We start from the raw sequence: 19329 nt of genomic DNA, 5'->3' as shown, positions 1-19329 counted from the left end.
TGCGGACAACAAGAACTACCTGGTGGCGAACCAGCTGACGCTATCGAACTCGACGGCAAGACTTGCAGATCCGATGGTATTGGTTCAGGGCTCCGCAATTCGGGCACATCGAACCATGCCGGTTGGGGTCCTGTACGAGTGGAGCAGCGACATAGCCGGGCTCCGCTTCTCGGGCCAGCCTCGCCTCTTTGAGCCGTACCTGCTCCAACATGCGCTCTTCTGCCCCGATCAGGGCGTGTGCGGCTTCCCGAGCGAGTCTCTCCGATTTCTGCCGCGCCCTATCCGCACGCCCGATCTCCGCAGCCTGGGCAACTAGATGCTTACGGATCAATTCGTCTTCCGCCCCGGACTCCGCGTCCGCCGCTGCCGCACCTAACATCTGACGTTGATGGCGGAGTTCCTCGTAGAGTGCATCTCGAAGAAAATCCTGAATCTCGAGTGGCGATAACCTCGTCAAATGGCTCTGCCCTCGATAGGAAGACCACTCCGGGTCTGACGGATCCAACGATGCATACAGAGAACTGAGCACGCGACTCAGCCGCAGCATGATCACATTCGGGACGTCCGCCATCTGGAACGGCCAGTCGGCCGAAGTTGAAGTCTCAATCGCCGCGTCCAGGAGCTGGCGCTTGCACTCTTGTCGAGAAACATAGGTCATGCCCAATTATGACGACGGGCAAGCGACCCGGGGTGAATGACGAGGGTAAGAAGCCGCTCACGGATGCGAGGCTCACGGCGGAAGATCGCGCCTCGACCGTTTCGACGCGGATCACCAACAGTGCCCCTCCCCTTCGAGATGTGGCATTCCGATTCCGCGGACGAGGGTGAGATCCACGTTGTCAGGGAAATGCTCGTGATTGGCTCGCGTCAACTTCCACCCTGAATCGGTCATCACCTGTGGGATCGCAGCCGAAAGGACACGAAGCGGAGGTTTCAACCGACCCGGAACGCCAGCCGAACAGGGCTCGAGAGCGGGTGGGAGTCGTGCTGTCTGAGCCAAACCAATTGTGCCGCATGTCTACATGGTGAGGACCGCCAATGGGCCTTTGCAGCGCCGTTCCGCATCATTGCGAACGGCTCGGCCCCACACCACGTCAACCCAATCTCACTGTGACCCCGTCGTTTTACTTGCTGATTCTTCCCCTAATCACTACTATCTGGAGGCACCCCATTCTGAAAGCAGCCCGCCGGCACCCACTGGCGCCGAGCCCGAGCGCCCCGGGCGCCGTCACCCGTCATCGGGACCGCACGTCCTTGGTCTTGGCTGGTGCGGTGCCGCTGATTCCCACAGCGAGCTTGGAGCGCATCCACCACTTTCAGCGAGAGTCCCTGGCGCCAAACACTCGGCGGGCGGTTCGCGGACAATGGGACACATTCAGCCGATGGTGCGCGGTGCAGGGTTTTGATCCTCTACCAGCGGAGCCTCTCATCGTCGCGGCATATCTGACGTACGCGGCTGACCTTGTGGACAGCAATGGAGAGTGGTTCTATGCGCCTTCCACACTCAGCCACTGGCTCTCCTCGATCAATAAGGTGCATTCTTTGGCGGGATTGGCAAAACCGGGAGAGCACAGGGATGTCGCGAACACGCTCGAGGGCATCTGTCGTGAGAGGGCCCGGCCGACCGCGCGCAAGGCGCCTCTTCTCTTGGATGGACTGCGTAGGACTCTGGTTGAAATCGATCGCACGTCATGGCCCCACGCGGTGATCGGCCATCGAGATGCCGCCATCCTTACTATCGGATTCGGCGGAGCATTCCGGCGGTCCGAGCTTGCAGCCCTCGAGCTTCGGGACATCAGCATCCACCCGGAGAACGGGCTGCACATCCGCGTTCGACGCTCCAAGACCGATCAGCAGGGGAACGGTTTCCTCAAGGCCATTCCATTCGGGGCCAGCCCGCTCACTTGTGCGCCGTGCGCATACATCCGATGGCTGATTGCCCTGTCCGCGGGAGCGAGGAGCAGCTCCGACCTTCAGGACGTAGTTCGAGGCACCTCGGTCACGGAACACGCTTGCACACAGAGCGTGCCGGTTCTCGACGGACGACAGCCATTCCTCCGACCTGTAATGAAGAATGGGGCGATCAAAGCGCGCCACATCACCGGAAACGTCGTCAATGACGTCGTCAAGAGAAGGGTGGCAATCATTGGGTTGAACCCTGCGGATTACGGGGCCCACTCGCTTCGCGCGGGCTTCGTCACTGAGGCGTTCCGGGCTGGCGCTACTCACCACGAGATCATGCGTCAAACGGGTCACCGCAGCCCAGACACGGTTGAGATCTACTCGCGGGAGGCGAATCCCCTCGACAGCAATGCTGTCGTTCTGCTCGGCCTCTGACATGGCTGTCGGATCTTGGATTCACTCCGTTAGGGTCAAAGACTCGTTCCCGCACGACGGTGACCTAAGTACTGAGTGCTCGCGCTTTGGCCTACACCAACTGCGACCCCTAGAAGATCAATCCCGAGTCCAGGAGACACTCTCTGTCGCTGGTTCGATCCAAGATTTGCGACCCAGAAGTCTTGCTCCCGGCACCCCCACAGCAGCTCCGGCAGCTTTCGAAGCTGATGTGGCGTTTTCCACTCACCCTCCGCCCCGTGTCTGACCGGGTGAACGGAAGCCGACTCACGAGTACACGAGCCACCCTGTGCTCCAATCGAGCATTCTTTCGGTAGTTCCGCATTCGTCATGCCCGTTCCTGTTGTAGATGACGTGTGCTGACCAGGTGAAAGACGAACCAAGATGAGCGATGTGAGTCGTGGGATACGTGAAGGCCGCATAGCCAGCGCCGACATCCCACGTGTAGTCAGAGATTCTCGTGTCGCCAAGGCTGTGCAGGCCTCCCCACAACGTTGTGCTGATCTTCGAGCCTCCGCCGATGAAAGTCGTCAGGTCGGTGTAACCGTCCTCGCCGGAGAGCGGCTTGAATCCGATGCTGTAGCTAACGTTGTCAGAGCTCGAATAGTGTGTCAGCGCGCTGTACTCCCAACGAACCGTCATCTCATCGCCATTCACCGACAGATCGACACGTTCTAAGTCATAGGCAGTGTCTTGCTCGCTGTCCCCGAGCGCATCCGTACAAGAGTGCGTCACATCGGCAGGCTGCGTTAGTACTCGTGCAGGCGTTGGTGCCGTTTCAGGTGTTTGAACCGATTCAGAAACAACCGGCGAAGCAGCCGTTTGAGATGCGCAACTTGTGAGGGTAATCACTGCTGCGGCCGCGACAAGGAGCATTCGATTGTGATTCACGTCTCATCGTGGCAGACCGCGCACTCGCTGAATCACCAATCGCCGCTGGCGAAGGCAAAGTGCCGCGTCTCCTGGGCCTCCATTGCCGGCCACCATGAGCGAGGCCCTCGAGCGCATCGGGCACCCAACCCGCGTTTCGCTCCGCGTGTCGGCTACGCAACCTTTCGGTAGGTTGCGCGGAAGACCGCATCCTCGAGCCACTTTTTGAAGTCCGCATTATCGGCATACTCCTTGAAGAGCTGGGTCTCGTCCTTTACGAGGTCGAGCATGACCTTCCCGAGGGCATCAACCATCGCCACTTTCGCGTTGGCTTTGTCGTTGTTGCCCATCGCGGTCTTGTAGGTAGGGTCTTCGGCAACCCTGGCCGGAACTTCCTCCGTCACACGCTGACGAATTCGCTCTTCGTCCTGCCACGAGATATTTCCGAACAATGCATTGAAGGACGCGAGAATCTCGCTTAGTCGCTCCAGCTCGGGGTCAGGCCGTCCGCCACTGCCTGCGTCGGGGACGGGATCGATCTCCGCGTCACCGTCCGCCAATGCGATCTTCATCGCCGTCCGCTTTTCAACCCGGAACGAATCTAGGTCGATGCTTTCGAGGACGCCCGCGGAGAGGTCATCGCCCTGAGGCGAGGGCAGCTTCGGCACGAGGAAGCCAAGGTAGATGGACAACTTCTCCCACCAGACGTTTGAGTACGGCAGGATCGCGGAGAGAAACCCGTAGGTTCGCACAAAGGCCTTTGCCGATCCCTTGAACGCTACTTGCTCGTCCTCGTCCAGTGCGTCGACGTACTCTGCCACCGCAGTGTCGAGCAGCGGATGCAATTCGTTGATCGGCGCGTCGGCCAAGTAGCGCTCCGCGAATATGTCGACGTGGTCCTGCCCGAAGACGGCGGCCTTCATAATGTCGGCGGCAAGGTCATTGAGTTTGTTCGGGTCTGTCTCCGCGGCGAGAACAGTGGTCTCGTAGTAGTCCTGAAACGATAGCTGGATCGTGTCGACGTCGTTCGTGAAGTCGAGCACAGCGCAGTCGTGTTTCTGTGGATGTGCTCGGTTCAACCGCGACAGTGTCTGAACCGCCTTGACACCGGAGAGAGGTTTGTCCACATACATGGTGTGCAGCAGCGGCTCGTCGTAGCCGGTCTGGAACTTGTCGGCACAAATCAGAATGCGGTAAGGATCTTCCTGGATGCGGGCCGCGATCGCCGAGCCGGGGAACCCGTTGTATTGCGCCTCGGTGATCTTGTTCCCGGAATCGTCGGTGAAGTCTGAGAACGCGACGATGGCCTTGTATGGCCGCTTCGTTTCGGCGAGGTAGGCGTTGACCGCCTCGAAATAGTCGATCGCCCGCTGAATCGTGCTCGTCACGATCATGGCTCGGGCCTGGCCACCAATCTTGCGCGGCTGATACACCTGCGCGTGGAAGTGATCGAGCATGACCTCGGCTTTCTGCCGAATCGCGTGCTTCTGACCCTCAACGTAGGAGCGCAATTTCTTCGAGGCACGATTTGCGTCAAACTCAGGATCGCCCTCGATGGTCTTGACCAGCTTGTAGTAGGTGTCGACGGGGATGAAATTGGCGAGAACGTCGAGAATGAACTTCTCCTCGATCGCTTGCCTCATCGTGTAGCTGTGGAACGGGCGATGTTTGACTACGCCGTCCACCGTGTAGGGATGACCGAATGTCTCCAGGGTCTTGTTCTTCGGTGTGGCGGTGAACGCGAAATACGATGCGTTGGGCGGCATCTTCTTCGAGTCCATGAGCCGGTTCAGGGCATCCTCTACGTCCTCTACACCGTCGTCCAGCCCATCCTTTGATAGAGCCTGGGCTAGTGCCGCAGAGACTTTCCCCCCTTGGCTGGAGTGGGCCTCGTCGATGATGATTGCGAAGTTCTTATCCCGCTGCGCACCCGCCAGGTCCTGCACGATGTATGGAAACTTCTGCACGGTCGTGATGATGATCTTCTTGCCGGCCTCGATGGCGTCACGCAGATCCTTAGAGCTGTCTGCGTGCTGCACCGTCGAACCCACCTGGGTGAAACCCTTGATCGTGTCTCGGATCTGATTATCGAGAATAACCCGGTCGGTCACCACGATGACCGAGTCGAACGCGCGCACTCCCATATGCTTCACACCGGTCAGCTGGTGCGCCAACCACGCGATCGAATTCGATTTTCCGGAGCCAGCAGAGTGCTGGATCAAGTAGCGTGTGCCTGCGCCATTGGCCGTCACGTCCGTTAGCAGCTTCCGCACAACGTCGAGCTGGTGATAGCGGGGGAAGATCGCCGACGCGGTCTTCTTGCCCGTCTTCGCGTCCTTAGTGCGCACGATGCTTGCGTAGTTCTCAATGATGTTGGCGAGGCTGTGCGGCTCGAGCACGCGCTTCCAAAGGTAGTCCGTCATCACTCCATCGGGGTTGACGGGGTTTCCCGCTCCCCCGTTGTTCCCTTGGTCGAAGGGCAAGAACCACGACGCCGTCCCCGCCAGCTTCGGGCTGAAACGAACGTTGTGGTCATCCACGGCGAAGTGCGCCATGCACCGGCCGAAGGCGAAGATCGGCTCGCGCGGGTCACGATCCGTCTTGTACTGCTTCACTGCGTCTTCGACGGTCTGGTTGGTGATCTGGTTCTTCAGCTCGAAGGTGGAGATCGGCAGGCCGTTGACAAACGCGACTAGGTCGAGGGACTTACCCGCATCGTGTGAGCTGTAGTGCACCTGCCGGGTGATCGTGAGCTGGTTTGCCGCGAACTTCTCTGCCGCCTTCGGGTTCTGAGCGGCTGGCGTCGGGAAGTAGAGGTCGACCTGGTGCGGCCCGTGTGTGATGCCGTCGCGCAGGCACGCAACGATCCCCTGCTTGGTGATCTCTCCTTGAAGCCGGGCAAGGAATTTGTGGGTGATCGGCGAATCACCGTCCAAATCGAGGGCATCGATCAGGGCCGGTTGTGTCTCGTGGATGAATGCGCGAAAAGCCGACAAGTCAAGACAATAGGAAGCGCTGAAAGTCTTTGGGTCGCCCTCGACCCAGCTGGGCGTTCCGCCCAGGGAAACCATCTGGGCGACAACGAGCTCTTCCAGGCTGGCCTCATTCAGGTTGATCGGGGTCATGCACCACTCCCTTGTTCTTGGTCTTCGCTGCTCACTCGACGTCGGTGAGGGCCACGGGCTCCCTTGCTCGGCAGATCACTCATCTGTGCCTGCGAATTCCAGCTCTGACAAGTTCGAGTCGCTCTCGGGCAACTCGTCCTCGGAGGCGGCTAAGACCTCACCAGACAGGTCGGACAGGGTTTCGACAATCTCGCGCACGTCGACCTGTCCGGTCACAACGTCAGACGTGAGACGGGTTCGGAATTCGCGTAGCAACTCGATTTCTCGGCTGACCCGATTCGTGGTTTCGTTTCCTTCCTGCTCAAGCCGCGCGAGCTCGTCGGAGATCTCCATTTGTTCTTCAAGCGGCGGAATCGGCATCGGGATCCGGCCGAAGGCTTCCGAATAGAGCCGCATGAAACCTGACTCGCCTGTTCCAAGGCCTGTCGACTGCTGCCGGAATTGGGTCATCGCCGCACGCGTCTTGAACAAGCGCAGGTAGAAGCGCGCATCGACAACCTCAGCGACCTCCATCGTTGCGTAGTCCGGACTTACCAATCCATCCGTCGACGCAATGGCGAAAAGGCCCGAAGCCGCTCGCATTCGATTCATGACGAGGTGGCCGGGACCCACTTTTTTGTACTTGGTCAGCACCTCAGGACCAATTACTTTGTCCGACACTTCGTCGTGAAACACTAGCCCTGCCAGCGCACGAAGGGAGAGGAGTCGCTCCAGCCCAGTGCCGGAGCGATTGTCAAACTCTTTGAATAGGTACTTCGCCCTACGGACCTCCCAATGGGCGGGGATTTCACCAAACCAAGCGATGCCCGTGCTCTTGAACGGCACGGTCGGGTCGAGCCCGCGAGTCACGGCCCGGTGCATGATGGTCTGCCTCTGCTCTTCGAGCAGCACGATGAGTCTGCGTTTGGCGTCGATGGCGCGGTCGATCCGAGCATGCGCATGCCCGAGGTACTTCACTATGGCTGCCTGCTCGTATTCGGGCGGCACCGGCATGAGGTAGGGAGCAAGACGCGCGTAGTCGATATTCTGGCCTTCGCGAATTCCAGTGATTGTGAGTTTCAGTGCATCGATGAACTCAATCGACTTGAACAAAAGCGCAAGGTAATCACGATCTTCGGGCTTCACCGCTTGAAGGACCGTATAGGCGGGGCTAATGATGCCGCGCGCGTACGCTCGTTCGATTCCGCCCTGGAAAGATCGAAGACTAATAACGAAGTCGTCGACTTCAACGAGCTTGAGCGTCTCAAGAGATTTCTGCGCCTCGACAGTGCGAGCCTCGTAGTCCTTCTTCAAGATGACACCGCGCGACTGAGTCGCAGCAAGGAGTGGCTCATCAGGGAAGCCCTTGACTCTGATTTCCGTAACGATTGTTTTGAGGCGCTCCGAGCCCCAATGTGCGGGAATCGTCGGCAGCCACAGGATGCCGGAGTCTCGGTAGCCAACGTGACGCTCTAAGTTGAGGAACATCAGCCGACTATTTCGCTCAAGAGGTCATCCGTTTCCTCTTCAAGGGCGCGGATGTCTGCGCGAATCTCGTCGAGAGTGCGCATGGGTGTCGGCTTGAAGAAGTGGCGGGTGAAGCTAACCTCGCAACCGATCTTGGTCTTCGCCTCGTCAATCCACGCATCCCCGGCATAGGGAAGCACCTCACGGTGGATGAACGCCTCGATACCGCTCGGATGTTCGCCAGCCGGTTCCGTGAGCGGAATCTGCTCCGTGTCGCTCAGGTCGCTGTCGCGCTCGTACTCCACAACTCTGGTTTTGCCACCCACCTGGGCTTCGAAGAGCCCGCTCAACGGTTTAGGTTGGGTGCCCGGCTTGTGCAGTTTCTTGATAATGGCCGGCGCATCGTCGGCTCGCTCACTGCTCTCCTTGAGCGCCTTAATCTCGGCCGGCTTGTAGACGCGGCCCACCTCAGCGCCCACCAGCCGCAAGGGCCGCTCGACGGAGACCTTGTAGTAGCCGAAGTCGGCGTTGTCGAAGATCTTCGAAACGGCATCGTCCGCCCCCTCGAAAGAATGGAATGTCTTCATGATCGCCTCGGTGTCCACGGAGGACAGCTCGCAGTTCTTGTTGCCCAGGTTCTTGCGCAGCGGAGTGGACCAATTCGTGGCGTCAATGAGCTGCACCTTGCCCTTGCGGCGATCCTCCTTGCGGTTGCTCAGCACCCAAATGTAGGTGGCGATACCCGTGTTGTAGAAGAGGTTCAGGGGCAGCGCGACGATCGCCTCGAGTAAGTCGTTCTCGATGACGTAACGGCGGATGTTGGACTCACCCTGCCCGGCATCCCCTGTGAACAGGGACGAGCCGTTGTGAATCTCGGCGATGCGGCTGCCGGTGACGGTTTTGTGCTTCATCTTTGCGATGAGGTTCGCGAGGAATAGCATCTGTCCATCGCTGGATCGCGTCACCAGGCTGAACTCAGAATCTCCCCTGTGGTCGACCATGAAACGCGGGTCGTTGATCTTCTTCGCCCCGCCCATACGCTCCTGGTCGGTTTTCCACGACTTGCCGTAGGGCGGGTTGGAGAGCATGAAGTCGAACTCCATGTTCGCGAACGCGTCGTTCGACAGCGTCGAGTACTCGGGACCTCCCTTGATGTTGTCGGCGGCACGCCCATCACCCTTGAGGATGAGGTCAGCTTTGGCGATGGCGAACGTTTCGGCGTTGATCTCCTGACCGTAGAGGTGGGTGGAGATCTTCTTGCCTACGGTCAGATCAGCAAGAGTGTCCTCGGCGACCGTGAGCATCCCTCCTGTGCCCATGGCGCCGTCATAGAGGAGGTAAGTGCCGTCCGGGATGGTGTCGGCGATCGGCTCGAACATGAGCCTGGTCATGAGTTTCACGACGTCGCGGGGTGTCCAGTGCTCGCCGGCCTCCTCGTTGTTCTCCTCGTTGAACCGGCGAACAAGTTCCTCGAAGACGCTGCCCATGCCGTGGTTGTCGAGACTCGTCGGCGACAAGTCGAGGGTGGGGTCGAGGAACTTTTCGATCAGCGTGCCGAGCGCATCCGCTTTCGTCAGGCGTGGGAGTTGGTTTCGAAACTCAAAGTTCTCCAGGATCTCCTGCACGTTGGGCGAGAACCCGTCAAGGTAAGCCTCGAAGTTCTGACGAAGCTGCATCTGCGTGTTCGCGGCGCGGAGGTCCTTCAGGAGGAACGCGCTTGTGTTGTAAAAGTCCTGGCCTGCAGCCTGCCTCAGAGCGGCATCCTGGTTGACGATCTGGGCATCATCCAGTCTCTTCTTGGTGTTCAGGACCTCCTGCTTTGTCGTTGCGAGAACGCTGTCGAGTCGTCGAAGTACAGTCATCGGCAAGATCACGTCGCGGTACTTGCCACGCACGTACAGGTCCCGCAATACGTCATCGGCGATATTCCAGATCAACTGCGCGAGACGCTGATTGGTGGTGCTGTTCACTTCGGGACTCTCCATTCGGGACACTGCAATACGACCGGACGCGCCATCACCCTCGACGACGCTGGCGCCCAGATGGGCTTGTTCGACGAAGAATGGGTCATTCTTGTTCTACCGTTTTGTGCCTGCACGTGGCCACAAAACGGCTCTTTCAGGCTATCGGGGTCTACCGACACGCTCAGGCCGATTCATCGACAAGCACAGGAGCCGGAACTGGCATGCCATCGTTCGTGACGCCAAATGGAACGTGGACGCTCGGCACGACGCGGGAAGCCGCCGTGAGATGGCTGGCTTGATCATCGAAGAAGAGGTGCGGCTTCAGGATTTCGAGGACATCCGCCTTCTCAATGCCGCCCAAGAAGAAGGCGTCGTTGACGGTGACGCCCCAGTCCTTCAGGCTTCGGATAGCTCGCTCGTGGGAAGGCGCATTTCGTGCCGTGACGAGTGCAACATGTACACGGATCCGGTAGCTCGGATCATCGCGCTTCAGTTCTTCCTCCCGACGTTGGATACGGTTGATACCCGCCAGGAGGTCGCGCATGAGGCCCGTCGACAGAGGCTCCCGAATGTGCGCAACTTCATGGTCGTGGAAAGCGGCTAAACCGCTCTCCTTCATGACCTTCTCTGATGAGTCGTCCGCCAGGACGCCGTCAAAGTCGAAGGCGATGCGGAGATCGTCGCTGTCGTCGCCGGACGAAGACGTATCGAGAACTTGGCCGGCCGGGTGACCTAGCTCTACAGCACTCCGGACGTCCTTCTTGTCCGCCGAGAGGAAGAGCGCCATTTTAAACGCGGGCATGAACTTGTGCGGGGACCGGCCCTGCATGAAGACGGCCCGAGTTATCGGCAGCCCATGGTGGGCAATGGATCGCATCACCCGAAGGCCGGTGTTTGGATCGTTCTTCGAGAGGACGATCACCTCGACGAATGGGGCCTCACCCGGTGCGGCCAATTCGTTCAATGACAGCAGTCGTCTGATGAACGGGAAGGCGACCCCTGGTAGCAGTGGCTCCGCGATGTTTGTCTCTTGGTACGCCCGGTAGACCTCTTCGCCGTCCTTCTGAAACACGGCGTCTGAATCGGTGAGGTCGAACAGTGCGCTCGAAGCGATTCCGATTACCAGCTGATTGCTCAGGTCATACGACATACAGATTCCCCCCAGAAATATACTTATGAGCGTACGGGGTGTCATCAGGAGTCAGAAATCCCGCTCGCAAATTCATCGTTTCTGCCGGCTTGCGCACGATCCGCGCCTCCGTCCCCCGTGATAACAAGCTGGCTCTGGCTGTGGAGCAGTCATCAACAAGTCCCGGTCGCCATTTCGCCGATCGCGACCGACACCCGCAGCGGCAGTCAAGTCCTTCACGGACCGCAGCCGTCGTTGCAGGCGCGACCCCCATCCTTCGAGAGTTCGATATCCTCACCGGCAAGTACGAGGAGTTCAGAGACGCCCAGCCCTGCCAGGTCTACGCGTCAATGTTCGACCCTGCCCGCCAAGAGATTTGGAGGCAGGAGGAACGGGAACGAACGATGCGACTTTTCCAACGGGTCGCGGACGAGTTGGTAAGTAATGAATCCTGGGATCAAGCAATCGACTGGTACGAGTAGATGCTCGCCTTCGAACTCAAGACGGAGACTCCTCTGCAAATGGAATTGAGTGAGACGCGAAGGAGTCTCCAACGTATCCGCAGCGCTCACCCAGATGCATCGGGCGTTGGCTTCGATGGCAAGTCATAAAGGGAGGGCTGACCGCTTTGGAACTGGTGCAACCGTCTCCCGATCATGTCCGATCCGCGGCTGGGGCGCTGAAGTTCTCCACAGCAGGCCGGCCTGAGGTGCACAGCGGCCTTCTGGCGCGCGTCTGGTGGTAAGTCGACGTCGGGTGAATGATCGGGTCAGAAACGAGTGACGCCCGGTGCGGCCTCCGGCGGATCAGGCTCCGCCCTGGCCCGGAGCCCGGAGCCCGGAGGAGCCGGACGTCCCCGGGCTGGGCCCGATCTTCGATACAAGCGTGTCCACGACATTGGGATAGGTCCCTTTGGCGCGCATCCCGCGCACGCGTTCAGTTCCCGTTGAGCCCATGCTTGCGGGTGTCAAGGGCGTTCTTGAAATGGTTCTCCGCTTCGTTGATCGAGTGAGCCGGCGTCGCTGGATCGAAAACCCTGAGCAGGGAAAACCGGAAGGTGTTCGGGTCGATTTTCAGTAGCTTGACGTTGCCCCCGTGGCCGTTGGCGGCGTAGACGTTCCAGCGCTGGCGAATGCTCTCTGTACCGTCGGCCTTGCCGACGTACTGACGTCCGTCGAGGGTGTCAGTAATTAGATAGATGCCGACTACCGATGAGAGTGCGGTGCGCCACGAGGCATAGCGGTGCTCGCGCATCACCGCCTGAAGCTGTGCATAGTTCAGAACCAGCCGGTCGAAACCGGGAAACGGCACCGGCTCCGCGTCGGCGATCTCCATAACCGGGTATGCGGCGGCGGTGGGGCCGTTGAGTCTCCACGTGCGCGGTGACCTCCAACCGATCACGAGCCTGTTCCGAAGGGCCGTCATGTGCTCTGAGACGGCAAGATCGAAGGTACGGAGTGTGCCATCATTCGAGAGCTCGCCGCGGTTTTCCACCACTGACCAGAGGCGTGCTCGGTCGCCGCCCTCGCGGACGAAGACAACCCAGATTGGCGGCGGGACGGTCGGGAAAGTTCCCGGTTTCGCGGACTGCTGGCTGGTGTAGCTCAGGATCTCCTGGTCGGAAGAGTCGGCATGGATGCCCTGTAGGCCGGTGTCATCGTGCTCGCGCACATATGCGTGACGGATTACCTGCGCCTCGTTTGGATCGATACCAGCGCTGAGAAGGATAGGGCCGAGCGTCAATGTCATGGGCAAGCTGGTTTCCTTGGTCACGGGTTGTACAGCAGGTCAGTGCCCATCCTCGCAGGCGGCGCGTAGTCGCCTGCCCCACCTTCCGCGTCGGTTGTCTTCGAGGCCCCGAGCGAATCGCGCACCGGCACTGCGGTCGGCAGCTGTGCTGAACCTCCTGAGGGTCCTCAGGAGCGACTTCTTGTTGGACAGGCCGGGGGCCTGCTCGAGGTGATGGGGTCTCAACCCCGTCACCACTGGGCCTCGAACTGGGCCTTAGCGGCGGCAAGCACAGAATCAGGATCGTGGAAGTGGTCAGCAGGCCGATCCTGACCCTCGAAAGAGGTCGTCGGCGAGCAGAGCCAGAGCAACAAGTCCTCTTCGTGCCAGCCATTCGCCGCGGCCAGACTGATGAGTTGCTCCATCACCGGAAGAATCGTTCCCTGGGACCGGTCGAACTGGAACCCGGGATAGAGGACAGCGTTGCGCCGGACTACCCCGGCGATCTGATGCGCGGCGCGTCTCCTCGATGCCAGCGTGCGGTTGGACGGACTCGCTCCCAAGAGTTCGGCGACCTGGCCGCTGGTCAACAGACCGTACTCCGCCGAAATGCTTCGCCACACGTTTTCGGTGGCCTGCAAACTGCGAGCGAGCTGCGGCGAAACCGCGGTCGGGTTCGCCGCCATCGCACGCCTCAGCACCCGAATACCGTCCTCGGGCACCGCCGTGGTTTTGTGTTCCGCAGGATGCTCTGTCCCCGGCATGGCTCGCCTCTCGGATTGACTGATTGCGACGCAGCCTAACCCCACGGCAGGTGTGCACGTTCGGTCCCGGCCTCTCGGCACGGAGGCCCGGTCGGTCGGCAGATCTCCGCCCCTGTCGAACCGGTCGCCGACGTCGCTGTCATTTATATCTCGATCCTGCACCCAGTCTTCGCCGACCCTGCAAAACGGCGCTTCATGCATGCCTGCGGGTGGTCCGCGGCGCCTCACGATGCGGCTGCGCGCGTTGCGTGCTCGGCTAGGTACAGCTGGGACCGGGAGGGTCGGCAGAAGGCAATCCTCGACTCGCAATGCGGACTTCTCGTGCACGAAAATACTCGCAGGGGCGCTGTGGACCCGTTGCCCCTAACTGAATCTGCCCAGTTTGGCCCAGTCCCTGGCGGTGCGTGTGGTGTTATCCACGCGTCGCCGGTCGGTCTCGCGGCACTCGAGCCCGGCCCGAGAGACCTGCCACAAGATAGGCACCGGCGCTGCTCCACCGGAGGCTGTCCCGTCCGATAGCCGCTGTGCTCTATATGAGCGGCGCCTGTCGCTGGCGAGGTTGTCCTTCATGATCTGATCCCGCCCCAACCCTCTGTCAGGTGGCGGACAACGGTCGGAAATGTATTCCAGCACGGGAGTTCATTCCCGGCCGTCCCGTGTACCCCAGGTCCAGAAGTCCAGAACGGTCAGAGTCTCCACTCGACTTGGAGACAGTTTGTCGACCCGGTAGGCCAAGCGCGTTTTCGCGGCCCACCCGGCGAGGGTCCGTTCGGACGGGTCTGCGCCGCGGAGTTTCGGCGCGTCCCCGTGTGTCGCGGTGAAATCGGCGTAGGCGGCGCAGTTCGCCTGCCACTTGTCTTCCAACGGATGGAAGCTGAACTCTGGAATACAGAGCAACCGACGTGCCTGGTAGGTGCAGAGGCGCCCCGCAGCGAATGCCCTGCGCTGAGCACGGACGCTGTTGGCACGCTGCCTCTCCTCGGTCGAAATCGCGCCCGCGGGTAGACGACGGTTTTCACGGGGCAGCCGACCCTCACTGCGAACAAAGGATTCTAGCGCGAAGAGGTTTCGGACCCAGCCGACGACGTCCCGAGGGACGTTTGCGGGGCTCTTGCCGGTGCCTAGGGAGGCCAATTCAGCATTGAAGAAGGTCAGAGACCTCCTCTGGTCCGGGGTGAGAGCCGAGGGACGCCGGCGGTGAAGCAGCTGGTACTCGGCGTGGAGCAGTTCCACGGGGCTCTGTTCGGGCATGGGTCCCTTTCCGACCCGCACGTCGTGCGGTGTCGGAGAGGACATGCGCGGGACAGGTCTCGCGGCGCACCAAAACGTGTATTCCTGCACGGACCCGCGGACCGGGGAACCCCGGCTAGCGTCCCAATATCAGTCGTTCACCCGACAGTCGAGTTCATGGGGAGGTTCGCGAATGCCCGCTCAAATAGACAATCCTCAGTCCGCTCCAACCCCTGGCCCAGCACGCTGGACAGTTGCCATCCCGCGCAGCTCCGACATGTCGGGTCGTGCTCGCCACGCCCGCCGCCACGGCTCCACGGAGGTCGGCTCATGCTCTCGATGAGCACCCTGATGGATGAGGTCACCGGCCGGTTCAGGATCCAAACCCAGTCCGGATCGATCTACCTACTTGATCTCGACCGACACGAAATGTGCCGGTTTCCAGCGACGGATGATCCCGACCGGGACCACAACCTACGCCGTGACGGTTCCCCGATCCGGTTGCTGAGGATTATCGAGTGCTCGATCAATCGTTCCATGCACCTACTCATCGACCTCGCCGTTCCGGGTGTGGACGCCACGACGCGCCGCACCACCCCGGTGACCACGATCGAACGCGCAACCCCCAATCTCGACAACTACAGGAGTGAATCATGATCCGCGGGCAGGTGCCGTCGGCTGGGCAGTCAGACTCGTCGGGTATCACCCGGCTGACCACGGAGCACGGAACGATTCTCCTCGTGGCCCGCGACCTGCGCGCTTACCGGCGGATCCCGGGCCCTCGGGCACGGGAGCTTCCCGGAGATCAGGAGTGGTTGAGGTTTACCGACATCGGCCCGATCGAGATCGGCAGCCCCTTGAGAGTCGTGTCGGCCAGCCAGATTGCCGGCCACTACGTCAGCTCTCCCCTCGTGACCGTCGAACCGGTGCGGCCACCGCGGGAACTCAGTGCCGCCGAGATTGAAACCGTTCGATTCGTCGGTGGCTACATCAATTACGGCGTGATCCCGCGCATCCGGTTTGAACCATGAATGCCAGCGAGGCGACTCCGCCGACCATTGATTCGCGCAACGACCTGTCTCCGCTCTTTCAGACGCACCGCCCGGCCCCAAGCTCCTCGTATGCGCCTTACGCTGTGCAGACTCTTTCGACGGTGCGTCGGATCGGAGTCATGGGAGATCTGCATGGGGACATCGAACACGCGCTTCAAGCCTTCGTGACCTTGGCGGACCGCGGCGTGCATGTGATCTTGCAACTGGGCGATTGGGGCGTGCTCTGGCCTGGCAGAAACTGGCAGATCGACCTCAACAAGGTCTCGCGCGCCCTGGCCAGACATCAAATGACCATGTTCTTCGTGGAGGGCAATCACGATTGGCACCCCAAGCTCTCGGAGTATCCCCTCGATCCCGACGGCGTCCGGTGGATCACGGCCAACATCGCCCACCTCCCCCGCGGATACCGCACCCAGATCGGCGGACGGTTCACCTTGGCTGCCCTCGGCGGAGCCAACAGCATCGATCGCAGGCTCCGGAAAGAGGGCCTGTCGTGGTGGCCCGAGGAACAGATATCCGACTCAGATCTCCGCCGTCTCGGCCCCCAGCACGTCGATGTCCTCGCGGGCCATGAGGCACCGCTGATGGACGAGGCCGATCTGGACAGACGAGCCCAGGAATTGGGCTTCTCGACCGACGACATCGCCTACGCAACGGGAAGCCGGGTGATGTTTCGTTGTGCAGTTTTGCAGACCCGTCCCCGGCTGACCCTCGGAGGGCATTACCACCGGTTCTACGACCAAGTTCTGCCCCTGCCCGGGGAGACGCCGCATCCCACCCGGGTGGTCGTGCTCGACATGAACGGCCCCCGCCGCGTGAACTTGGCGATCTTGGACACCGCCACCCTCGACCTGGAATTCCTCTACCGAAACGGTGCCCCCGCCGAGTCGACATTCTCCGCACCAGAAAGGACTGCTGATGACCGACTCGGAAGTTGAACCGGTCCGCGTGATCGAACTCTCTGGCGATGAAGGTGGCGCGTGGCGCGTAATCACGCGGGACAGCAGCCATTATTTTGACCTCGATCTGGGCACCGTCACCAGGGTGCCTGGCACCGGCGCCCCACCGACGATCAACGACCGGACCCGACCGCTCCGGTCGATCGACACTCTCCGGGTCGGCGTCCGCGGCCGATGGACGATGTACACCGACGGCTGGGAGGATGACATTGATTTCTTCTGGGCAAGTACCTCGATCGTGTCGTCGATCGAAGCGATACCACGTGACAAGCTCCCGGAAAGCTCCGCTGGTGAGCCGGAATAACTCCGAGACCACGGACGCCCGGTGCCGAGGTCCTCCCCGCAGAAGAGCGGACCCATCCAGCTCTTTAGAGAGGCACACAGCGCCGAGAGGTGCATGTGTTGCTTCCTCCGCTTGGCTAGTGGTCGGTACAGCAACTTCGTGAACCCCACCTCGCAGCCTTCCCACTACAGACGACCGTCACTGCGCCGACGGACGGTCCGATCCCTCACGTTTTCAGTAGCCTGAGCAAACCACCCATTGCTCAGTAGGCTTCGGCCATGCGCATCTCGAAAGTAGTCTTCGATTGCAAAGCACCTGCTGAAAGGCCGCCGGTGCCGGCTTCCTGCAACGACGATCAGGCGCCGGTCACCAGGTGGCTCGAGCGTCGTTGAGACCTACCCGATGGAGCAGATCCCGAGATGCGGCGTACAAGCTCTAGCTCGAAGCCTGGAAACCGGTGCCGAAGGTCCACGCCACCGACGGGGTCAAGAAAAAGACCGTGGACCTATCGACGCACCACGTCACCGCGTTGGCGCCAAGAGGTAGACACCGGCAACTATTTGGGCGAGCGATTCGGTCCCGACGGCAAAACCAGGTCAATCTCTTCGGTGCGCGTCTAGTTATACCCGAATGCTTCCCGCATCCGAGATCGCCACTCGTAGTAGGCCGTGCGGTCAATTCCAATCTCGGCGAGTGCCGCTGCCTTGGCGTGGCCACGTGCGACCAAGCTGTCGACCTCGATGACTTGTTGAAACCGGCGTGCCTGATTCTTCCGCCGCCCGTTTTCATAGGCTGCCTTGCTTTCCATGCGGCGCAGCTGTGCGCGCGGAGACTGGTAGCTCCCGCCCAATCTTTTTTCAACGATCAGCCCCGAGTCGACCGCCTCCCAACCTGCTATTAGAAGCGGGTGCCCTGGCGCCAGCTCCACAAGCGCGATTGTCAACTTTTCAATCCTTCGCAGAAGGGCGTTGCGTGTAGACCGTTCAATGTTGTTGATCAGCGCCGTCGTGGGGACCAAATGTACGGGGTTGACGCACGTCGGGATCCCGCACACGTGATGGACATGCGGGAAGTCGGCAAGCTTCCCGACCCACCCACAGACCGCCCAGGCCACCACTCTGTGCGTCAAGCGATTCGTTCGAGCCCGGCCAATATACGGATAGCCATCCATCCGCTTTGCCCCAAGCCAAATCCAACATATTCCCGCGGGAGTCGAAGCCATTTTGCATCGCGATCGAACAGTCGTGATCAACAGTTCGGTGTCCCGCGTTTGAATTGCACGCTCGAGTGGACCTAGATTGGCGTTCACAGTCACTACGAATCCCTTTCCTCAGCAGCACCTCGGCGCTTGCCTCTCGACGGGCGCCCACCAAGATGTGCTCGCGGCCAGGCGCTAGATGCCAATTGATTTTTGCGGCTCTCTGCCTTCGTCACTCCGCACAACGCCCCTCCACAGTGCGAATCGATAGCGAACACATCTCTTGCTAGAAAATGTACTGATCTCGGTCGCGCAAGCGTTCCCGTGCCGGAATACAATCCCGCCTCCATCGGCGTCACGACCTACCAAGTGCAGCCCCAAAGAGGGCCAATACACCCGGAGTCGGGGTCAGACCGCGCCACACCCCTGACCAGGTCTCCGTTAAGCAATTTGCGACAAATGTGCGGCGTCTCCCCTACGTGCTGAAGCAGGCCGCAAGGGCGACAGCCTCCTTTGCAGGTAGCATCACACTGATACGTTCCATGAGGGGATCTAGATTTGAAGGCAACATCAGAGGTGGCTAAAGGGAAGGTGGCTAAAGGGGAGAAGGTTTACTCGACCCTAGCCTCAGCTATTCTCACTGGTCAGCTGCCAGCAGGCACCAAGCTTCCCCCACAGAGAGGCTCCTCAGAAGCGCCATCGGGCTCATCCAATACCAGGCGTGCGGCGTACTCGAGACTCCTGGATCAGGGCCTCGTCCGCAGAGATTCCAGATTCTATTTCGTAGGAGATCACTCAACCCTCCCGAACGCGGTCCTCGCCGCCACAAGTGCTCTCATCGAAGTCTCACGTCAACACGGCGTCGAACTCGGAGATACTGTTCTGTCTATTCAGGGTTTGTGGCCGGCAACAGAGGACCAGCGCGAACAGTACCGCGATGACGCCGCCAAGCTAGAGTACGGTTCCAGTCTTGATGATGCGATTGTCGAACGGCCTCAATGGCAACTAAATTCTCGCACCATCGGCCGCTCCGCGAATCGGAGCACGGACAACGCGAACGCTGGGAGCGCCACCAAACCCGGAGACGCCCACGATCCCAGCAGCGCGACCGGCCAGCCACCGACTGACCATGACCCTTCCGTTCCCTACTGGAGAGCTGACGGCTGGGTCGACCATCCCCCGGGATCTCAGGATCGCTCTCGCGAGGTCGCTCCGGCCGAGGACGA

14 protein-coding genes are annotated in these 19329 nt (G+C 60.5%); 5 read left to right on the top strand and 9 right to left on the bottom strand.

Translation table 11 applies throughout. The annotated features are described in order from the left end of the window. Nucleotides 1-40: 40 nt before the first annotated feature. On the bottom strand, nt 41-658 hold the full coding sequence (locus E3O28_RS03920) for a hypothetical protein (RefSeq protein ID WP_134415230.1): 618 nt from the start codon (nt 656-658) through the stop codon (nt 41-43). An 806-nt stretch (nt 659-1464) separates the two neighbouring features. Here E3O28_RS03920 and E3O28_RS03915 point away from each other — a divergent pair. Beyond that, nucleotides 1465-2337, top strand: coding sequence for a site-specific integrase (locus tag E3O28_RS03915; protein ID WP_166784727.1), 873 nt, complete (start codon nt 1465-1467; stop codon nt 2335-2337). A 285-nt stretch (nt 2338-2622) separates the two neighbouring features. On the opposite strand, the gene E3O28_RS03910 is transcribed toward E3O28_RS03915, so the two are convergent. From E3O28_RS03910 to E3O28_RS03880, 7 genes are all read right to left on the bottom strand, one after another. Next, nucleotides 2623-3231 carry a hypothetical protein gene (locus E3O28_RS03910; RefSeq protein ID WP_166784726.1) on the bottom strand — a complete coding sequence of 203 codons (609 nt, stop codon included), beginning with the start codon at nt 3229-3231 and terminating at the stop codon, nt 2623-2625. Nucleotides 3232-3398: 167 nt separating this feature from the next. Further along, on the bottom strand, nt 3399-6350 hold the full coding sequence (locus E3O28_RS03905) for a DEAD/DEAH box helicase family protein (protein WP_134415227.1): 2952 nt from the start codon (nt 6348-6350) through the stop codon (nt 3399-3401). 75 nt (nt 6351-6425) lie between these two features. After that, nucleotides 6426-7817, bottom strand: coding sequence for a restriction endonuclease subunit S (locus tag E3O28_RS03900; RefSeq protein ID WP_134415226.1), 1392 nt, complete (start codon nt 7815-7817; stop codon nt 6426-6428). After that, nucleotides 7817-9766 (bottom strand): class I SAM-dependent DNA methyltransferase, encoded by a 1950-nt coding sequence (locus tag E3O28_RS03895; RefSeq protein ID WP_241972997.1) that lies wholly within the window; start codon nt 9764-9766, stop codon nt 7817-7819. Before E3O28_RS03895 ends, E3O28_RS03900 begins: the two co-directional genes overlap by 1 nt. Before the next feature lie 175 nt (nt 9767-9941). Further along, nucleotides 9942-10910 (bottom strand): 5'-nucleotidase, encoded by a 969-nt coding sequence (locus E3O28_RS03890; RefSeq protein ID WP_134415224.1) that lies wholly within the window; start codon nt 10908-10910, stop codon nt 9942-9944. Nucleotides 10911-11825: 915 nt separating this feature from the next. Further along, entirely contained in the window at nt 11826-12662 is an 837-nt protein-coding gene (locus E3O28_RS03885; protein ID WP_241972996.1) for a GIY-YIG nuclease family protein, read from the bottom strand. 206 nt (nt 12663-12868) lie between these two features. Beyond that, the gene (locus E3O28_RS03880) at nt 12869-13381 is read right to left on the bottom strand and encodes a hypothetical protein (protein ID WP_134415223.1); all 513 of its coding nucleotides are present in this window, start codon (nt 13379-13381) and stop codon (nt 12869-12871) included. A 1560-nt stretch (nt 13382-14941) separates the two neighbouring features. On the opposite strand from E3O28_RS03880, the gene E3O28_RS03870 reads away from it, so the two are divergent. The 4 genes from E3O28_RS03870 to E3O28_RS03855 all read left to right on the top strand — a co-directional run bounded on the left by E3O28_RS03870 (nt 14942) and on the right by E3O28_RS03855 (nt 16926). Beyond that, nucleotides 14942-15268, top strand: coding sequence for a hypothetical protein (locus E3O28_RS03870; RefSeq protein ID WP_134415221.1), 327 nt, complete (start codon nt 14942-14944; stop codon nt 15266-15268). Then, nucleotides 15265-15642: a hypothetical protein gene (locus E3O28_RS03865; RefSeq protein WP_134415220.1), complete on the top strand. Its 378-nt coding sequence runs from the start codon at nt 15265-15267 to the stop codon at nt 15640-15642. The genes E3O28_RS03870 and E3O28_RS03865 overlap by 4 nt, the downstream gene beginning before the upstream one ends. A 140-nt stretch (nt 15643-15782) precedes the next feature. Then, nucleotides 15783-16601, top strand: a complete 819-nt coding sequence (locus E3O28_RS03860) for a metallophosphoesterase (RefSeq protein ID WP_166784724.1) — start codon at nt 15783-15785, stop codon at nt 16599-16601. Next, entirely contained in the window at nt 16582-16926 is a 345-nt protein-coding gene (locus tag E3O28_RS03855) for a hypothetical protein (RefSeq protein WP_134415218.1), read from the top strand. Before E3O28_RS03860 ends, E3O28_RS03855 begins: the two co-directional genes overlap by 20 nt. Before the next feature lie 595 nt (nt 16927-17521). On the opposite strand, the gene E3O28_RS03850 is transcribed toward E3O28_RS03855, so the two are convergent. Continuing rightward, nucleotides 17522-17848 (bottom strand): hypothetical protein, encoded by a 327-nt coding sequence (locus E3O28_RS03850; RefSeq protein WP_134368874.1) that lies wholly within the window; start codon nt 17846-17848, stop codon nt 17522-17524. Nucleotides 17849-19329 lie beyond the last annotated feature (1481 nt).

The organism is Cryobacterium sp. TMT2-14 (assembly GCF_004402465.1).
GTDB lineage: Bacteria > Actinomycetota > Actinomycetes > Actinomycetales > Microbacteriaceae > Cryobacterium > Cryobacterium sandaracinum.
This window is presented reverse-complemented; position numbering and strand designations above follow the sequence as displayed.